The 19,252-nt window shown below is 66.1% G+C and carries 11 protein-coding genes, 3 rRNA genes and 1 pseudogene; 6 read left to right on the top strand and 9 right to left on the bottom strand.

The window, feature by feature from the left end; all coding sequences use genetic code 11:
- Together mtrA and mtnA are read right to left on the bottom strand one after the other, a co-directional pair.
- Nucleotides 1–678 (bottom strand): two-component system response regulator MtrA, encoded by a 678-nt coding sequence (gene mtrA / locus KQY30_RS22510; RefSeq protein WP_009333493.1) that lies wholly within the window; start codon nucleotides 676–678, stop codon nucleotides 1–3.
- Between the two features lie 7 nt (nucleotides 679–685).
- Nucleotides 686–1,840, bottom strand: a complete 1,155-nt coding sequence (gene mtnA, locus KQY30_RS22505; protein ID WP_217308388.1) for an S-methyl-5-thioribose-1-phosphate isomerase — start codon at nucleotides 1,838–1,840, stop codon at nucleotides 686–688.
- A 194-nt stretch (nucleotides 1,841–2,034) separates the two neighbouring features.
- Here mtnA and KQY30_RS22500 point away from each other — a divergent pair.
- From KQY30_RS22500 to KQY30_RS22480, 5 genes and pseudogenes are all read left to right on the top strand, one after another.
- Nucleotides 2,035–3,269: pseudogene (locus tag KQY30_RS22500) on the top strand (hypothetical protein).
- A 4-nt stretch (nucleotides 3,270–3,273) separates the two neighbouring features.
- Nucleotides 3,274–3,966 carry a DUF4129 domain-containing protein gene (locus tag KQY30_RS22495; protein WP_217308387.1) on the top strand — a complete coding sequence of 231 codons (693 nt, stop codon included), beginning with the start codon at nucleotides 3,274–3,276 and terminating at the stop codon, nucleotides 3,964–3,966.
- A complete protein-coding gene (locus KQY30_RS22490) occupies nucleotides 3,963–5,204 on the top strand; it encodes a DUF4350 domain-containing protein (RefSeq protein ID WP_217308386.1) in 1,242 nt (413 codons plus the stop codon). Before KQY30_RS22495 ends, KQY30_RS22490 begins: the two co-directional genes overlap by 4 nt.
- Nucleotides 5,201–6,193, top strand: a complete 993-nt coding sequence (locus tag KQY30_RS22485; protein WP_217308385.1) for a MoxR family ATPase — start codon at nucleotides 5,201–5,203, stop codon at nucleotides 6,191–6,193. The genes KQY30_RS22490 and KQY30_RS22485 overlap by 4 nt, the downstream gene beginning before the upstream one ends.
- 15 nt (nucleotides 6,194–6,208) lie before the next feature.
- Nucleotides 6,209–7,519: a DUF58 domain-containing protein gene (locus KQY30_RS22480; protein ID WP_217308384.1), complete on the top strand. Its 1,311-nt coding sequence runs from the start codon at nucleotides 6,209–6,211 to the stop codon at nucleotides 7,517–7,519.
- A 125-nt stretch (nucleotides 7,520–7,644) separates the two neighbouring features.
- Here the strand turns inward: KQY30_RS22480 and rrf are convergent.
- From rrf to KQY30_RS22460, 4 genes are all read right to left on the bottom strand, one after another.
- A 5S ribosomal RNA gene (gene rrf / locus KQY30_RS22475) occupies nucleotides 7,645–7,761 on the bottom strand.
- A gap of 81 nt (nucleotides 7,762–7,842) precedes the next feature.
- A 23S ribosomal RNA gene (locus KQY30_RS22470) occupies nucleotides 7,843–10,965 on the bottom strand.
- A gap of 306 nt (nucleotides 10,966–11,271) precedes the next feature.
- Nucleotides 11,272–12,797, bottom strand: a 16S ribosomal RNA gene (locus KQY30_RS22465).
- Together the 16S, 23S and 5S rRNA genes form the textbook arrangement of a ribosomal RNA operon.
- 577 nt (nucleotides 12,798–13,374) lie before the next feature.
- Nucleotides 13,375–14,382: a stage II sporulation protein M gene (locus KQY30_RS22460; RefSeq protein ID WP_217308383.1), complete on the bottom strand. Its 1,008-nt coding sequence runs from the start codon at nucleotides 14,380–14,382 to the stop codon at nucleotides 13,375–13,377.
- A 157-nt stretch (nucleotides 14,383–14,539) separates the two neighbouring features.
- Between KQY30_RS22460 and KQY30_RS22455 the strand changes: the two genes are divergently transcribed.
- Nucleotides 14,540–15,529, top strand: a complete 990-nt coding sequence (locus tag KQY30_RS22455) for an RDD family protein (RefSeq protein ID WP_217308382.1) — start codon at nucleotides 14,540–14,542, stop codon at nucleotides 15,527–15,529.
- A 31-nt stretch (nucleotides 15,530–15,560) separates the two neighbouring features.
- Here KQY30_RS22455 and KQY30_RS22450 read toward each other — a convergent pair whose 3' ends face one another.
- From KQY30_RS22450 to KQY30_RS22440, 3 genes are all read right to left on the bottom strand, one after another.
- Nucleotides 15,561–16,175: a hypothetical protein gene (locus KQY30_RS22450; RefSeq protein WP_217308381.1), complete on the bottom strand. Its 615-nt coding sequence runs from the start codon at nucleotides 16,173–16,175 to the stop codon at nucleotides 15,561–15,563.
- Between the two features lie 254 nt (nucleotides 16,176–16,429).
- Nucleotides 16,430–17,887, bottom strand: a complete 1,458-nt coding sequence (gene ahcY / locus KQY30_RS22445; protein WP_217308380.1) for an adenosylhomocysteinase — start codon at nucleotides 17,885–17,887, stop codon at nucleotides 16,430–16,432.
- A gap of 294 nt (nucleotides 17,888–18,181) precedes the next feature.
- Nucleotides 18,182–19,168 (bottom strand): cation diffusion facilitator family transporter, encoded by a 987-nt coding sequence (locus KQY30_RS22440; RefSeq protein WP_217308379.1) that lies wholly within the window; start codon nucleotides 19,166–19,168, stop codon nucleotides 18,182–18,184.
- Between the last annotated feature and the right edge of the window lie 84 nt (nucleotides 19,169–19,252).

The following is a 19,252-nucleotide window of genomic DNA, read 5'->3' as shown; positions in this document are numbered from 1 at the left end:
TCAGCTCGGTCCCGCCTTGTAACCGACACCGCGGACGGTCACCACGATCTCCGGACGCTCGGGGTCCTTCTCGACCTTGGAGCGCAGCCGCTGGACATGCACATTCACCAGCCGGGTGTCCGCCGCGTGCCGGTAGCCCCACACCTGCTCCAGGAGCACCTCACGCGTGAACACCTGCCACGGCTTACGGGCCAGCGCGACCAGCAGGTCGAACTCGAGCGGGGTCAGCGCGATCGACTGCCCGTCCCGCTTCACCGAGTGACCCGCCACATCGATCACGAGATCGCCTATCGCCAACTGCTCCGGCGCCGGCTCCTCGGACCTGCGCAGCCGCGCCCTGATCCGGGCCACCAGTTCCTTGGGCTTGAACGGCTTGACGATGTAGTCGTCGGCCCCCGACTCCAGCCCCACCACCACATCGACCGTGTCGCTCTTGGCCGTCAGCATGACGATCGGAACCCCGGACTCGGCCCTGATGAGCCGGCACACCTCAATACCGTCCCGCCCGGGCAGCATCAGATCCAGCAGCACCAGATCCGGCTTGGCCTCCCGGAAAGCGGCAAGTGCCTTGTCACCGTCCGCTACGAACGACGGCTCAAAACCTTCTCCCCGCAGCACAATGCCCAGCATCTCGGCCAGTGCGGTGTCGTCATCGACGACAAGGACGCGTCCCTTCATATCGACATCATCCCATTAGCTCATCGTTACCTTGGCGTGACCTGACACACAGCTCCGCGATTCCGGCCCCGGTCACCGGGGACAGCGCGCCTTTTTCGGTGACGATCGCCGTCACCAGTTCCGGGGGTGTGACATCAAAAGCCGGGTTGTACGCCTGCGTTCCCAGCGGCGCCACCGGCATCCCACTCCCCGCTTCCGCTCCCGCCGCCACCTGTGGCGCCGTGACCTCTGTCACTTCGTGCCCGGGCCGCTGCTCCACCTCGATCGACGCCCCGTCCGGGGTGTCCAGGTCGATCGTGGTGGTCGGGGCGACCACGATGAACGGCACATGGTGGTACCTGGCCAGGACGGCGAGCGGATAGCTCCCCACCTTGTTCGCCACGGAACCGTCCGCGGCGATGCGGTCGGCCCCGATCAGAACGGCGTCCACCTCCCCCGCCGCGAACAGCGAACCAGCCGCGTTGTCCGTGAGCAATGTGTACGCCATCCCGTTACGAGCCGCCTCATACGCCGTCAGCCGGGCCCCCTGGAGGAGCGGACGGGTCTCGTCCACCCACAGGCGCCTCAGCCGCCCGGCCCGGTGGGCCGACAGGGCCACGGCGAACGCGGTCCCCTCCCCGCCCGAGACCAGCGCCCCGGTATTGCAGTGGGTCAGGATCCGGTGCCCGCCCCCCGGCAGCAGTTCATCGAGGAGACTAAGCCCAAACTCCGCCATCTGCGTGCTGGCCTCGGCATCTTCCCGGTGCAACAGCTTCGCTTCGGCGAGCGCGGCGGCGGCCGCCCGCTCAAGACCGGCCCCCTGGTCGACCGCCGACCGGTACGCGTCCCGCGCCCGCCGCACCCCGTACCCGAGGTTCACCGCGGTGGGCCGCGCCTGTGAAAGCTGCGTCGCCGCGTCCTCCACGTCGTAGCCCCGCAGCGCCGCCAGCGCCACCCCGTAGGCGCCCGCGATCCCCAGCAGCGGTGCCCCCCGCACCGCCAGCGTCCGGATCGCCTGTACCAGCGCGGGGACATCCGTACAGACCAGCTCCGACTCCTCGACCGGAAGTCTCGTCTGGTCGAGGAGTACCAGTACGGGCCCTTCCGGCGGCTCGTCCCAGCGAATCGAGGGGAGCATGGACGGCTCCGCGCCGACCGGGGTTTGTGCGTACTGATCAACCATTCGCTCAGTCTGCCCGCTACGGAGCGGACAATGAAGGCAAGCACGAACGCGAGAAGGAGATACGGCCCCCGGTCCGCCCACAGCCGACGCGTGGCACGATGGCTGCCAGGCCGCCGCCCCGCTCCGCGGACAGGCACCGCTGACACGCCGGCTCTCCGAGCCGGCCCCGCAACCAATCCACGAGGTGGACGACCGTGAACGACACTCCGGGCTGGGCCTCGCCCGGATCCGCCCCGTCCGACGGCCAGGACCCCACCGTGCCCCGGCCCGCCGAGCCCGCCGACGGCTCCGGCTCCTCCTCCTCGAAGTGGTCCGCCACCCAGCCGCCTCCCGGCCAGTGGTCCCCGCCCAGCGCCCCCGGCACCGGCCCCCGCCCCAGCGCCCCGCGCCGGGCCCGGGCGGACCGCCCCAGGGCGGCGGCCCTGGTTACGGCGGCGGACCCGGCTACGGCTGGGGCCGTCCACCGGCCGCCAAGCCGGGTGTCATCCCGCTGCGCCCGCTGGGCGTCGGCGAGATCCTCGACGGCGCCGTCTCCACGCTGCGCGCCCACTGGCGCACCGTGCTGGGCGTCACCCTCGTCGTCGCGGTGGTCTCCCAGATCGTCGACATACTCATCCAGCGGTACTTCGTCCCCGAGCCGGTGGCCCTCGATCCCGAAGCCACCCCCTCGGAAGCCCTCAGCCAGGCCGCCGACTCGGCACAGCAGAGCCTCGTCTCCCTCATCCCGTCGCTGGCCATCACCGTGGTCGGCACCCTCTTCACCACCTCGATACTCACCGTGGTGATCAGCCGCTCCGTGCTGGGGCGCCCTGTCACGCTCTCCGAGGCCTGGCGCGAGGCCCGGCCCCGGCTCCCCCAGCTCCTGGGCCTGACACTGCTGCTCCTCCTCATGAGCAGCGCCGTCATGACGATCGGTATCGTCCCCGGCCTGCTGCTGGGCTCCGCCGGAGGATTCGCGCTCGCCATGCTCGGCGGATTCGCGGGCCTCGCCGTCATGATCTGGCTGATGGTCCGCTTCAGCCTCGCCTCGCCCGCGCTCGTGCTGGAACGCCAGGGCGTCATGCCGTCCCTGCGCCGCTCCGCCAAGCTCGTGGGAGGCGCCTGGTGGCGCACATTCGGCATCCTCCTGCTCACCCTCGTACTGACCTTCCTCGTCACGCTGGTCATCGCGGTGCCGTTCGGCATCCTCGCCACAGCCGTGGACGGCGACGGTCTCGAAGGCCTGGTCTCCGGCACCAGTACGGGCTTCGGCTGGCCCTTCCTGATCATCACCGGCATCGGCACGGTGATCGCGACCACGATCACCTATCCGATCTCCGCCGGTGTGACCGTGCTCCTCTACGTGGACCAGCGCATCCGCCGCGAGGCCCTCGACCTCGAACTGGCCCGGGCCGCCGGCGTACCGGGCTACGGCCCTTCCGGGGGCTGATGCGGTGTCCATCACGGGGGGAGTGACATCCGCGCGGCTGCTGCTGATACGCCTGAGCGACGACACACCGGTGGACACCTCTCGCGTCCCCGCCCGTGAGGCGGCGGAACGCGAACTGTCCAAACCGATGTACCACGAGAACGACCCCAACCTTCTCCAGCGCGCACTCGACCGCTTCTGGGACTGGGTCGGCGATCTCTTCGACTCCGCTTCCGGAGTCGCCCCCGGCGGCCTGCTCGGCCTGGTCATCGTCATCCTGGTCGTAGTGGCCCTCCTCGCCGCCCTGTGGTGGCGGCTCGGCACGCCCCGCCGCATGCCCGGCTCGGCCGGCTCGCTCTTCGAGGACGGCCCGCGCAGCACCGCGGAACACCGCGCCAGTGCCGAAGCACACGCCGCCGCCAACCGCTGGAACGAGGCCGTCCAGGAACGGATGCGCGCCATCGTCCGCTCGCTGGAAGAACGAGCACTGCTCGACCCGCGCCCAGGCCGCACCGCCGACGAAGCCGCCACCGAGGCCGGGCGCCCACTTCCCAACCATGCGGACCGGCTCCGCGCCGTCGCGCGCGAGTTCGACGACGTCACATACGGAGGCCGCACCGCCGACCAGCGGACATACCTGCGCCTGCGTGAACTCGATCTCGATCTGGACCGTGCGAAGCCGCAGTTGAGCACCGCATCCGGAGGAACGGCCGAGTGACCTCCACCGCCAGCCCAACATCGCTCTCCCTGACCAGCGGCCAGATCTGGACCCGGACCCGCGGACTGCTCCTCGCACTCGCGCTTCTCCTCGCCGCCGGGATCGTCATCGCGGCTCTCAACTCCGGTGACCAGCACGGCCGGCTCGATCCCCGCTCCGCCGACCCTTACGGCAGCCGCGCCGCCGCCGAGCTGCTCAAGGCCAACGGGGTCTCCGTCAAAGTCGTCACGACACTCGACGAGGCCATGATCGCGACGGGCCCTGACACCACGCTCCTTGTCACCAATCCAGATCTGCTGACGCCCCATCAGCAGGGGCTCCTCCACGATGTGACGGCGCTCTCGGGAGGCCGCGTCGTCCACCTCGGCGCCGGCCCGCCCTCGGTCGGCGTGCTGGCCCCCGGTGTCCGCACCGACACCTCCACACCCGTCTCGGCACGGGCCCCGCGGTGCTCGCTGCCCGCCGCCGACCGCGCGGGCACAGTCGACATCGGTGGTGACCGATACATCACCGACTCCCCCGACGCCGACGGCTGTTACATGAGTGACGGCGTGCCGACCCTGCTCAGGATCCCCGCCACGGCGACAGACCCGGATCCGGGTACGGACCCGGATACGCACACCGGCGACACCGTCCTGCTCGGCTCCCCGGACCTGCTCTACAACGAGCGTCTCGACAAGCAGGGCAACGCCTCGCTCGCTCTTCAACTCCTCGGCTCCCGGCCTCATCTCGTCTGGTACCTCCCTTCTCTCAGCGATGCCTCTGCCTCCGACGACAGCGGCGACAACAGTGGGAACGACAACAGCGGCAGCTTCTTCGATCTGATCCCCTCGGGCTGGCTCTGGGGCGCCTTCCAGCTCCTTCTCGCCGCGGTGCTCGCCGCCGTCTGGCGCGCACGCAGACTGGGTCCCCTGGTGGTCGAACGACTCCCCGTCGCCATCCGGGCCTCCGAGTCCGCCGAGGGCCGCGCCCGCCTCTACCGCAAGGCGAACGCCAGGGACCACGCGGCATCCGCCCTGCGCTCGGGGACCCGCGAGCGTCTGGCACCCCTGCTCGGCGTCTCACCCGCCGAGGCACACACACCCGAAGCCCTGGTCCCGGCCGTCGCCGCGCAACTCGCAGACACTGTCCCGGACCTGCGCACCCTGCTCTTCGGCCCGGCCCCGGCCGACGACGCCGCTCTTATCCGCCTGGCGGACCGACTCGACGCCCTCGAAAGAGAGGTACGCACCTCATGAGTGCTCCGACCACACAGAACGCCGGGAACACCCAGGACACGGACAGCGCCCGCGCGTCCCTGGAGGCCCTGCGCGCCGAGATCGCGAAGGCGGTGGTCGGCCAGGACCCCGCCGTCACCGGGCTTGTCGTCGCCCTTCTCTGCCGTGGCCATGTCCTCCTCGAAGGAGTCCCCGGCGTCGCGAAGACCCTTCTCGTACGGGCACTCGCCGCTTCCCTCGAACTCGACACGAAGCGCGTCCAGTTCACTCCGGACCTGATGCCGAGCGACATCACCGGGTCCCTTGTGTACGACGCCAGAACTGCCGAGTTCTCTTTCCAGCCCGGCCCCGTCTTCACCCATCTGCTGCTGGCCGACGAAATCAACCGCACGCCGCCCAAGACCCAGTCATCGCTCCTGGAGGCGATGGAGGAACGTCAGGTAACGGTCGACGGCACTCCGCGCCCGCTGCCCGATCCGTTCCTTGTCGCCGCCACTCAGAACCCCGTCGAGTACGAGGGCACCTATCCGCTCCCCGAGGCCCAACTCGACCGCTTCCTTCTCAAGCTGACGGTGTCACTGCCGTCCCGCGACGACGAGATCAGCGTCCTGACCCGCCACGCGGAAGGCTTCAACCCTCGTGACCTCCAGGCCGCGGGGGTACGGCCCGTCGCCGGGCCCGCCGACCTGGACGCCGCACGAGACGCGGTCGCCAGGACATCCGTCTCACCCGAGATAGCGGGCTATGTCGTCGATATCTGCCGTGCCACGCGTGAATCCCCCTCGCTCTCACTCGGCGTCTCCCCGCGAGGCGCCACTGCCCTGCTCTCCACCGCCCGTGCCTGGGCCTGGCTCACCGGCCGGGACTATGTCATCCCGGACGATGTGAAGGCCCTGGCTCTCCCTACGCTCCGTCATCGCGTCCAACTGCGGCCCGAGGCCGAGATGGAAGGAGTCACCGCCGACTCCGTCATCACCGCGATCCTCGCCCATGTCCCCGTTCCCCGATGAGGCGCTGACTCACTCATGGCCCTCACCGGACGAACCGCGCTCCTCGCGGCCCTCGGCACTCTCCCCGTCGGCATCTACGCCCCCGGCTGGGCCGGGATCCTTGCCGTCAACGTCCCGCTCTCGCTAGCAATTCTGTGCGACTACGCCCTGGCCGCACCAGTGCGATCGCTCCGGTTCACTCGAAGTGGTGATACGTCTGTTCGACTCGGCGAAGGCGCCGAAGTCCACCTCACCGTCACCAACCCCTCGGGCCGCCGTCTCCGTGCCCACCTGCGCGACGCCTGGCCGCCCAGCGCCTGGTCCGCCGGTACCGAGCAGGCCGCGTCGCGCCACAAGCTGACCATCCCGGCAGGTGAGCGCCGTCGGCTCACCACAGCCCTGCGCCCCACCCGCCGCGGCGACCGTCGCACGGAGCGCGTGACCGTCCGCTCGTACGGACCCATGGGCCTGGCCGCCCGCCAGGGCAATCACAACGTCCCATGGACGCTCCGGGTGCTACCGCCCTTCACCAGCCGCAAGCATCTGCCGTCCAGGCTCGCCCGGCTGCGCGAACTGGACGGCCGGACCAGCGTGCTGACGCGCGGCGAGGGGACCGAGTTCGACAGCCTCCGCGAGTACGTTCCCGGGGACGACACCCGGTCCATCGACTGGCGGGCCACCGCGCGCCAGTCGGCGGTGGCCGTACGAACCTGGCGCCCCGAACGTGACCGGCACATCCTCGTCGTCCTCGACACCGGCCGCACATCGGCCGGCCGCGTCGGCGACGTGCCCCGTCTCGACGCGGCCATGGACGCCACGCTTCTCCTCACCGCGCTCGCCTCACGAGCGGGCGACCGGGTGGATCTCCTCGCCTACGACCGCCGCACACGCGCCCAGGTCCAGGGCCGCTCAGCGAGCGATGTCCTGCCGGCGATGGTCAACGCACTCGCCCCGCTCGAACCGGAGCTGGTGGAGACGGACGCGCGCGGCCTCAGCGCGGCCGCATTGAGGAGCACCCCTCGCCGGTCGCTCGTTGTGCTCCTCACCAGCCTCGACGCCGCTCCGATCGAGGAGGGACTTCTTCCCGTCCTCCCGCAGCTCACCAAACGCCACACGGTTCTCGTCGCCTCCGTCGCCGATCCACACATTGAGAGAATGAGCATCAGGCGAGGCACAGTGGACGCGGTGTACGAAGCGGCCGCCGGCACCCAGGCGCAGGCCCAGCGACGTCGTACGGCTGAACAGCTACAGCGTCACGGAGTCACGGTCGTCGACGCCATCCCGGAGAAACTGGCTCCGGCTCTGGCGGATGCGTATCTCGCGCTGAAGGCCGCAGGACGCCTCTGATCTATGGGCGGTCGAGTACGGCCGGTGAAAACCGGTCGACCACCGCTCCGTACTCTTGAAATAGCCCTGAACGCAGAAATGCCCTTGTACCGGGACCCGGTACAAGGGCATTTCTTATAAAGTTTGTTCGGCGGCGTCCTACTCTCCCACAGGGTCCCCCCTGCAGTACCATCGGCGCTGTAAGGCTTAGCTTCCGGGTTCGGAATGTAACCGGGCGTTTCCCTCACGCTATAACCACCGAAACACTGCGAAACACACAAGCCCGCCGGAAGAAGTCACGGCTGTTCGTGGTCTCAGAACTAACACAGTGGACGCGAGCAACTGAGGACAAGCCCTCGGCCTATTAGTACCGGTCAACTCCACCAGTCACCTGGCTTCCATATCCGGCCTATCAACCCAGTCGTCTACTGGGAGCCTTACCCCCTCAGTGGGGGTGGGAGTCCTCATCTCGAAGCAGGCTTCCCGCTTAGATGCTTTCAGCGGTTATCCCTCCCGAACGTAGCCAACCAGCCATGCCCTTGGCAGAACAACTGGCACACCAGAGGTTCGTCCGTCCCGGTCCTCTCGTACTAGGGACAGCCCTTCTCAAGACTCCTACGCGCACAGCGGATAGGGACCGAACTGTCTCACGACGTTCTAAACCCAGCTCGCGTACCGCTTTAATGGGCGAACAGCCCAACCCTTGGGACCGACTCCAGCCCCAGGATGCGACGAGCCGACATCGAGGTGCCAAACCATCCCGTCGATATGGACTCTTGGGGAAGATCAGCCTGTTATCCCCGGGGTACCTTTTATCCGTTGAGCGACGGCGCTTCCACAAGCCACCGCCGGATCACTAGTCCCGACTTTCGTCCCTGCTCGACCCGTCGGTCTCACAGTCAAGCTCCCTTGTGCACTTACACTCAACACCTGATTACCAACCAGGCTGAGGGAACCTTTGGGCGCCTCCGTTACCCTTTAGGAGGCAACCGCCCCAGTTAAACTACCCATCAGACACTGTCCCTGATCCGGATCACGGACCCAGGTTAGACATCCAGCACGACCAGAGTGGTATTTCAACAACGACTCCACAACCACTGGCGTGGCCGCTTCACAGTCTCCCACCTATCCTACACAAGCCGAACCGAACACCAATATCAAACTATAGTAAAGGTCCCGGGGTCTTTCCGTCCTGCTGCGCGAAACGAGCATCTTTACTCGTAATGCAATTTCACCGGGCCTATGGTTGAGACAGTCGAGAAGTCGTTACGCCATTCGTGCAGGTCGGAACTTACCCGACAAGGAATTTCGCTACCTTAGGATGGTTATAGTTACCACCGCCGTTTACTGGCGCTTAAGTTCTCAGCCTCGCCCCACCGAAATGGAGCTAACCGGTCCCCTTAACGTTCCAGCACCGGGCAGGCGTCAGTCCGTATACATCGCCTTACGGCTTCGCACGGACCTGTGTTTTTAGTAAACAGTCGCTTCTCGCTGGTCTCTGCGGCCACCCCAAGCTACCGGCAGCAAGTGCCTTGACCTGGTGTGGCCCCCCTTCTCCCGAAGTTACGGGGGCATTTTGCCGAGTTCCTTAACCATAGTTCACCCGAACGCCTCGGTATTCTCTACCAGACCACCTGAGTCGGTTTAGGGTACGGGCCGCCATGAAACTCGCTAGAGGCTTTTCTCGACAGCATAGGATCATCCACTTCACCACAATCGGCTCGGCATCAGGTCTCAGACTTATGTTGCACGGATTTACCTGCACAACGCCCTACACCCTTACCCCGGGACAACCACCGCCCGGGCTGGACTACCTTCCTGCGTCACCCCATCACTTACCTACTACAGATCTGGTCCGACGGCTCCACCACTCCCCTCAACTCCGAAGAGATCAGGGCGGCTTCACGGTCTAAGCATCGTCTGATTCGATACTGGGCGTTTCAAAGCGGGTACCGGAATATCAACCGGTTGTCCATCGACTACGCCTGTCGGCCTCGCCTTAGGTCCCGACTTACCCTGGGCAGATCAGCTTGACCCAGGAACCCTTAGTCAATCGGCGCACACGTTTCCCACGTGTGAATCGCTACTCATGCCTGCATTCTCACTCGTGAACCATCCACCACTCGCTTACACGGCGGCTTCACCCGGCACACGACGCTCCCCTACCCATCACAGCAGGCGTTGGCCCTCATGCTGCAATGACACGACTTCGGCGGTATGCTTGAGCCCCGCTACATTGTCGGCGCGGAATCACTTGACCAGTGAGCTATTACGCACTCTTTCAAGGATGGCTGCTTCTAAGCCAACCTCCTGGTTGTCTCTGCGACTCCACATCCTTTCCCACTTAGCATACGCTTAGGGGCCTTAGTCGATGCTCTGGGCTGTTTCCCTCTCGACCATGGAGCTTATCCCCCACAGTCTCACTGCCGCGCTCTCACTTACCGGCATTCGGAGTTTGGCTAAGGTCAGTAACCCGGTAGGGCCCATCGCCTATCCAGTGCTCTACCTCCGGCAAGAAACACACGACGCTGCACCTAAATGCATTTCGGGGAGAACCAGCTATCACGGAGTTTGATTGGCCTTTCACCCCTAACCACAGGTCATCCCCCAGGTTTTCAACCCTGGTGGGTTCGGTCCTCCACGACCTCTTACAGCCGCTTCAACCTGCCCATGGCTAGATCACTCCGCTTCGGGTCTTGAGCGCGCTACTAAAACGCCCTATTCGGACTCGCTTTCGCTACGGCTCCCCCACACGGGTTAACCTCGCAACACACCGCAAACTCGCAGGCTCATTCTTCAAAAGGCACGCAGTCACGAGAACAAGGCAAGCCTTGCTCCGACGCTCCCACGGCTTGTAGGCACACGGTTTCAGGTACTATTTCACTCCGCTCCCGCGGTACTTTTCACCATTCCCTCACGGTACTATCCGCTATCGGTCACCAGGGAATATTTAGGCTTAGCGGGTGGTCCCGCCAGATTCACACGGGATTTCTCGGGCCCCGTGCTACTTGGGAAATCTCCAAACGAGCCGTACAAATTTCAGCTACGGGGGTCTTACCCTCTACGCCGGGCCTTTCGCATGCCCTTCGCCTACCCATACGGTTTCTCACTCGCCGACCGGCCGGCAGACCGATCCAGAAAACTCCCACAACCCCGCATGCGCAACCCCTGCCGGGTATCACACACATACGGTTTGGCCTCATCCGGTTTCGCTCGCCACTACTCCCGGAATCACTGTTGTTTTCTCTTCCTGAGGGTACTGAGATGTTTCACTTCCCCTCGTTCCCTCCACACTGCCTATGTGTTCAGCAGCAGGTGACAGCCCATGACGACTGCCGGGTTTCCCCATTCGGACACCCCCGGATCACAGCTCGGTTGACAGCTCCCCGGGGCCTATCGCGGCCTCCCACGTCCTTCATCGGTTCCTGGTACCAAGGCATCCACCGTGCGCCCTTAAAAACTTGGCCACAGATGCTCGCGTCCACTGTGCAGTTCTCAAACAACGACCAGCCACCCACCACCCCGCCATACAGCGAGTTCACTGGGACCGGCACTGAAGAAACAGGCAACACACTCGCCCGTGCCCTCAGACACCCAACAGCGCGCCCGACCCGACCAGCACCACAGACCCACGTTCCACGCCGAAGCAGTACTAGTGAACCCATCATGCCGATCGTGCCGAATAGTCAACGTTCCACCCATGAGCTGACCACCGCCGGACACTTGCCGGCGTAGTGGCTCTGGACCCCGTTGGGGGTCTAGATGCTCCTTAGAAAGGAGGTGATCCAGCCGCACCTTCCGGTACGGCTACCTTGTTACGACTTCGTCCCAATCGCCAGTCCCACCTTCGACAGCTCCCTCCCACAAGGGGTTGGGCCACCGGCTTCGGGTGTTACCGACTTTCGTGACGTGACGGGCGGTGTGTACAAGGCCCGGGAACGTATTCACCGCAGCACTGCTGATCTGCGATTACTAGCAACTCCGACTTCATGGGGTCGAGTTGCAGACCCCAATCCGAACTGAGACCGGCTTTTTGAGATTCGCTCCGCCTCACGGCATCGCAGCTCATTGTACCGGCCATTGTAGCACGTGTGCAGCCCAAGACATAAGGGGCATGATGACTTGACGTCGTCCCCACCTTCCTCCGAGTTGACCCCGGCAGTCTCCTGTGAGTCCCCATCACCCCGAAAGGCATGCTGGCAACACAGAACAAGGGTTGCGCTCGTTGCGGGACTTAACCCAACATCTCACGACACGAGCTGACGACAGCCATGCACCACCTGTACACCGACCACAAGGGGGCTGACATCTCTGCCAGTTACCGGTGTATGTCAAGCCTTGGTAAGGTTCTTCGCGTTGCGTCGAATTAAGCCACATGCTCCGCTGCTTGTGCGGGCCCCCGTCAATTCCTTTGAGTTTTAGCCTTGCGGCCGTACTCCCCAGGCGGGGAACTTAATGCGTTAGCTGCGGCACCGACGACGTGGAATGTCGCCAACACCTAGTTCCCAACGTTTACGGCGTGGACTACCAGGGTATCTAATCCTGTTCGCTCCCCACGCTTTCGCTCCTCAGCGTCAGTAATGGCCCAGAGATCCGCCTTCGCCACCGGTGTTCCTCCTGATATCTGCGCATTTCACCGCTACACCAGGAATTCCGATCTCCCCTACCACACTCCAGCCTGCCCGTATCGAATGCAGACCCGGGGTTGAGCCCCGGGCTTTCACATCCGACGCGACAAGCCGCCTACGAGCTCTTTACGCCCAATAATTCCGGACAACGCTTGCGCCCTACGTATTACCGCGGCTGCTGGCACGTAGTTAGCCGGCGCTTCTTCTGCAGGTACCGTCACTCACGCTTCTTCCCTGCTGAAAGAGGTTTACAACCCGAAGGCCGTCATCCCTCACGCGGCGTCGCTGCATCAGGCTTCCGCCCATTGTGCAATATTCCCCACTGCTGCCTCCCGTAGGAGTCTGGGCCGTGTCTCAGTCCCAGTGTGGCCGGTCGCCCTCTCAGGCCGGCTACCCGTCGTCGCCTTGGTAGGCCATCACCCCACCAACAAGCTGATAGGCCGCGGGCTCATCCTCCACCGCCGGAGCTTTCAACCCTCCCCCATGCAGGGAAGAGTGTTATCCGGTATTAGACCCCGTTTCCAGGGCTTGTCCCAGAGTGAAGGGCAGATTGCCCACGTGTTACTCACCCGTTCGCCACTAATCCACCCCGAAAGGCTTCATCGTTCGACTTGCATGTGTTAAGCACGCCGCCAGCGTTCGTCCTGAGCCAGGATCAAACTCTCCGTGAATGTGCACCGGATATCCGGTATCACACACGAGAGCGGAACCACCGGCCGGAATAGGACCAGTGGTTCACAGCGTCCTCGCTGTGTTTTCTTCAAAGGAACCTCAACCTGCCGGAACAGAAAACCGTTCCCGCTGGTCGGGGTATCAACATATCTGGCGTTGACTTTTGGCACGCTGTTGAGTTCTCAAGGAACGGAGGCTTCCTTTGTACTCACCCTTCCGGGCTTTCCTCCGGGCTTTTCCCTTCGGTCTCGCGTCTCCGACTTTACCAGATCCATTCGGCGTCTTCCGCCTCGTGAATTCCAGTGGCCTTCGAAGTTGGCCTTTTGCCTTTCGGCTTGACTCGACTTTATCAGAAACATTCGGGCCGACTCACATCGGCCTTGATGATCTGGAAGGCGAATCGAGAGGGGCTCCACGGAACTTCATTCCGTCGGGAGCCGCATAGATATGTACCAGTGCTCTCGGCGTTTACCCAACTCCGAGGCAACCGTTCAAATCTACCTCCCCACCCAGACCGTGTCAACGGTCCCTGTGGGGCGAAGAGGAGACTAACAGGTCGGAGACGCGATGCGCACATCAGGCGGCGGTGGGCAGCTCCGCGCTCCGGTCCGCCACCTCGACATCGCCCACCTCGCCCGCCCGTGCGGCGCGGCCGCCGAGGACGTACACGTACACCAGAAACAGCAGCTCAGCGACGATTCCGATGGCGATGCGCGCCCAGGTGGGCAGCCCCGACGGGGTCACGAAGCCCTCGATCAGGCCCGATACGAAGAGCACCAGAGCCAGGCCGATGGCCATGCCGAGTGCGGCGCGGCCCTGCTGGGCCATCGCCGTACGACGGCTGTACGGCCCGGGGTCGATCAAGGTCCAGCCGAGCCGCAAACCCGTACCGGCGGCGACGAAGACAGCTGTCAGTTCGAGGAGACCGTGCGGAAGGATCAGCCCCAGGAAGGTGTCGAGGCGGCCGACCGAGGACATCAGTCCGATCCCGACTCCCAGGTTGAGCACGTTGAGGAAGAGGACCCAGATCACCGGGAGGCACAGGAAGGCGCCCAGGACCAGGCACATGGCGGCGGCCTGGGCGTTGTTCGTCCACACCTGGGCCGCGAAGGAGGCCGCGGGGTGGCTCGAGTAGTACGTCTCGTACTCGCCACCGGGCCGTGTCATCTGGCGCAGCTCGTCCGGGGCTCCTATCGCCGACTGGATCTCGGGGTGGGCGGCGACCCACCAGCCGATCACTGCGGCAAGGAGTGTGGAGAGGAGCGCGGTCGGTATCCACCAGCGCCGGGACAGGTAGACGGCGGCGGGGAAGCCCGCGCTCAGGAAGCGCACGGCGTCGCGCCAGGTGGCGCGGCGGGCTCCGGTGACGGTGGCGCGGGCGCGGGCCACGAGCTGGGTGAGGCGCGTGGTGATCACGGGGTCGGGAGCGGTGGACTGGATCAGCGAGAGATGGGTGGCCGTGCGCTGGTAGAGGGCGACGAGTTCATCGGCCTCGGCGCCACTGAGACGGCGGCCCCGGCGCAGGAGATGGTCCAGGCGTTCCCACTCGGCGCGGTGGGCGGTCACGAAGACATCGAGATCCATGGTCGGCTGCTGCTCCAGGCGCTGGGTGCGTACGGTCGGTCCGTACCTGCTTACTGCTCTGCCGCACTGCCTCTGCCGCACTGCTGGTACGCGCTCCGGGTCAGCTTGGCAGACTGATGATTTCAGGGGCAGGGAAGGCGGGCGAAGGGTGGCACCGGTGAATGAGCTTGTGACGGGCGACGCGGTCGTACTGGGGCTGCGCCCGGCGAAGCTGCCGAGCCGGGCTCTGGCGCTGGCGATCGACCTGGTGGCGGTGTGGGTCGTCTACCTGCTGGTGACGTTCGTGCTCACCCTGTCGACGGGGTCGCTGGACGAGGCGGCGATCATGGCGCTGGCCATCGCGTCGTTTCTGCTGATTCTGGTGGGCGGTCCGATCGCGGTGGAGACCCTCAGCCATGGGCGCTCGCTGGGCAAGCTGGCCTGTGGGCTGCGGGTCGTACGGGACGACGGCGGGCCCATACGGTTCCGGCACGCGCTGGTGCGGGGGGCGATGGGCGTGGTGGAGGTCCTGATGTCGTTCGGGGTCATCGCGTGTATCGCGTCGTTGGTGTCGGCGCGGGGGCGGCGGATCGGCGATGTCTTCGCGGGGACCCTGGTCGTACGGGAGCGGGTTCCGGCCGGGCGTATGGCGATGGTGCCGCCGCCTCCGCCGTGGCTGGCGGGGCGTTTCGCGGAGCTGGACCTCTCTGCCGTACCGGACGATCTGTGGCTGGCGATACGGCAGTACCTGACGCGGCTGGGGCAGCTCGACGCGGGGGTGAGTCAGTCGATGGCGGAGCGGCTCGCGGATGATCTGGCGGTTCGTACGGGGGCGCCGGTGCCGCAAGGGGTGCCTGCGGGGGCCTATCTGGCGGCCGTGGTTCATGAGAGGCAGGCTCGGGACACTCGGCGGGCGTTCGGGGCTTCCGCCGGTTCGGCGCCGGTGGCTGCGCCGGCACCTGCGGCTGGGCTCGCGGGCTCGACCTGGTCCTCACCCGGGCCTGCACCGGCCGTGCCGAACCCGGTGCCCGATCCGGCGTCCACGCCCCGCCCTGCGGCGGCTGCCGCCCCCGCCGACCCTCTTCCCTCTGCTCCCCCTGCTTCTACGCCTTCTCGGCCCTCGTCGCCCGAGGCGCCTCCGGCCACGGGCTTCGCCCCGCCGGCATAGCCCCCGGCCCTCTGCCCTCCGGGCCTGTCCGTCAGGACATGGCGGAGGGCGGTGTTTCGAGGTCTTCGAGTTCGATGCCGGGGGCTGATACGACCACGTCCCCGGCGAGGTGAACGGTGTGCTGTTCACCGGTGTCCAGGGCGCTGACCTGGTACTCGTCCACGATCAGGGGGCCGTTGTCAGTGGCGTGCGCTTCACTGTTCACCAGCGCCCAGGACTGATCGACGGTCCGGGGTGCCAGTACGGGCTGGGTGAAGGCGACGAGGCGGACGCGGGTCGCGGGGGCACCGGGGGTGAGCCGCAGAAGCCTCGCTGTCGCAACGAGAAAGGCGGGGGACATGCCGGTGAAGGCATGGGCGCGCACAGTGCCTTCGGTGGCATGGGCGCCGGTGGGGTCGGTACGGACCCAGGTGACGCCGTCCAGGGCGGCACCTCGGACCTGCCAGCTCGCGGCGTGGAGTTCGAGACGGATGGGGCGGCCGAGTTCGTCGAGGGCCAGATCGACGGAGCCGGCGTGGCCGCCGGAGGGAGTGGTGATCTGGGAGACATAGCGCCAGCCGGAGGGACCTGGCGCGCAGTGGAAGTGCTCATCACCGAGAGGGGAGTGATCATGCGGATCATGGAGCGAATAACGGCCGCGGGGCATGGGGCTTCCAGGTCTTTCGAGTCCGTCGGAGCCTTCGGGTCCTCCGTCCGGAGCCTTCGGGTCCTTCAGGTCGTCGCCGGCTGACTCGCTGCTGACGTTCTTCCGCGTACGCGCACACGCACGCGGACGCGTGTGCCTCGGCCGCGTGTTCATCGGTGCACGGAACAGGCCCCCGACACGGGGGTGCGGGGGCCTGTCCGGTACCGCCGGGGTGCGCTGCCGTGGATCAGTGGAAGCGCGTCAGCACGGGTGGATCAGTAGCGGTAGTGGTCCGGCTTGTACGGGCCCTCGACGGGGACACCGATGTACGAGGCCTGCTCCGGGCGGAGCGTCGTGAGCTTCACACCGAGCGCGTCGAGGTGGAGGCGGGCGACCTTCTCGTCCAGGTGCTTGGGCAGCACATAGACGTCGGTCGGGTACTCCTCCGGCTTCGTGTACAGCTCGATCTGGGCCAGGGTCTGGTCGGCGAACGAGTTGGACATCACGAACGACGGGTGACCGGTCGCGTTGCCCAGGTTCAGCAGACGGCCCTCGGACAGGACGATGATCGTCTTCCCGTCCGGGAAGGTCCAGGTGTGGACCTGCGGCTTGACCTCGTCCTTGACGATGCCGTCGATCTTGGCGAGGCCGGCCATGTCGATCTCGTTGTCGAAGTGACCGATGTTCCCGACGATCGCCTGGTGCTTCATCTTGGCCATGTCCGAGGCCATGATGATGTCCTTGTTGCCCGTCGTGGTCACGAAGATGTCCGCGATACCGACGACGTCGTCGAGCGTGGAGACCTGGTAGCCGTCCATCGCCGCCTGGAGCGCGCAGATCGGGTCGATCTCGGTGATGATCACGCGGGCGCCCTGGCCGCGCAGGGACTCGGCGCAGCCCTTGCCGACGTCGCCGTAGCCGAAGACGACCGCGACCTTGCCGCCGATGAGGACGTCGGTGGCGCGGTTGATGCCGTCGATCAGCGAGTGGCGGCAGCCGTACTTGTTGTCGAACTTCGACTTGGTGACCGCGTCGTTGACGTTGATCGCCGGGAACAGGAGGACGCCGTCGCGCTGCATCTCGTACAGCCGGTGGACACCGGTCGTGGTCTCCTCGGTGACACCGCGGATCTCGGACGCCAGGCGGGTCCACTTCTGCGGGTTCTCGCCGAGGGTGCGGTTGAGGAGGGTCAGGATGTGCCCGTACTCCTCGCTGTCCGCGGTTGCCGGGTCCGGGGCCTCGCCGGCCTTCTCGAACTCGACGCCCTTGTGGACGAGGAGGGTGGCGTCACCGCCGTCGTCCAGGATCATGTTCGGGCCGCCGGTGGGGGTGTTCGGCCAGGTCAGGGCCTGCTCCGTGCACCACCAGTACTCCTCCAGCGTCTCGCCCTTCCAGGCGAAGACGGGGACGCCCTGGGGGTTGTCCACGGTGCCCTCGGGGCCGACCGCGATGGCGGCGGCGGCGTGGTCCTGGGTGGAGAAGATGTTGCAGGACGCCCAGCGGACCTCGGCGCCGAGAGCCGTCAGGGTCTCGATGAGGACCGCGGTCTGCACGGTCATGTGCAGGGAGCCGGTGATACGGGCGCCGGCCAGCGGCTTGGCCTCCGCGTACTCCTTGCGGATCGACATCAGGCCGGGCATCTCGTGCTCGGCGAGCGTGATCTCCTTGCGGCCGAACTCGGCGAGCGAGAGGTCGGCGACCTTGAAGTCCTGTCGGTTGGCGACAGTCGTCATAACGAGCTGCTCCTCGTGAATCGGGTCGAGGGTGGGTGCGTACGGCTGGCTCTGCGGCGCGGGGCATACGAATGCCCGAGCGCTCACGGGTCAGTCCGTCGGAGGCCCTCTCTCCCTCGGCCGGTCCGCTCGCGGACCGCCCGACCGCCATCAGCAGCGACGTCTGGCACTGGTCACGAATCTACACCGATCGGCCCAGCGGCCCACAGTCGAACGAGGAAGAGAGGGCCATGAGATCAAGTCAGATGCGATCGAGCCTAAAGACAAGATCGAGGCACGGCGGGATCTGCGAGGTCAGTGAGCGACGTCCGGGGCGGCGGCACCGGGCCCACCGGGCACCTTGCCGGGGTTGGTGCCCGCGGCGGCGGCCGACTCGCTGTAGATGTCCGGCTCCAGGTAGATCACCCGGGCGATCGGGACCGCCTCGCGGATCCGTGACTCGGCGGCGTCGATCGCGCGGGCCACCTCGGCGGCCGTGTCGTCGTGCTGTACCGCGATCTTGGCGGCGACCAGGAGTTCCTCGGGGCCGAGGTGGAGCGTACGCATGTGGATGATGCCGGTGACGACATCGCCGTCGACGAGCGCCGCCTCGATCTTCTCGACGTCCTCCGTGCCCGCGGACTCGCCGAGGAGCAGGGACTTCGTCTCGGCGGCCAGGACCAGCGCGATCAGGATGAGGAGGACGCCGATGCAGAGGGTGCCGATGCCGTCCCAGAGGCCGTCGCCGGTGGCCAGGGAGACGCACACACCGCCGAGCGCGAGAACCAGGCCGACCAGCGCGCCGAGGTCCTCCAGCAGTACGACGGGGAGTTCGGGGGCCTTGGCGCGGCGGACGAACTCGCTCCAGGAGAGCGAGCCGCGGGTGGCGTTGGACTCCTTTATGGCGGTACGGAAGGAGATCGACTCGGCGATGATCGCGAAGACGAGCACCCCGACCGGCCAGTACCAGGCCTCGATCTCATGGGGGTGCTTGATCTTCTCGTAGCCCTCGTAGATGGCGAACATGCCGCCGATCGAGAACAGCACGATGGAGACGAGGAAGGCGTAGATGTAGCGCTCGCGCCCATAGCCGAAGGGGTGCTGCGGGGTCGCCTCCCGCTGTGCCTTCTTGCCGCCGAGAAGGAGCAGCCCCTGGTTGCCGGAGTCCGCGACGGAGTGCACGCCCTCCGCGAGCATCGACGACGAACCGCTGAACGCGAACGCCACGAACTTCGCTACTGCGATCGCGAGGTTGGCGCCCAGTGCCGCCACGATCGCCTTGGTTCCGCCTGACGCGCTCATGCGTGCGTGGTGTCCCTTCCTCGGTGCTGCGGCCCTGGCGCCGCGGTACGGCGGGACATTGTTGCAGCCGTGCGCGGGGACGGT

This window comes from Streptomyces sp. GMY02 (assembly GCF_019056675.1).
Taxonomy (GTDB): Bacteria; Actinomycetota; Actinomycetes; order Streptomycetales; family Streptomycetaceae; genus Streptomyces; species Streptomyces odonnellii.
Note: the sequence above shows the minus strand (reverse complement) of the source record. Positions and strands in the feature narration are given on the sequence as shown.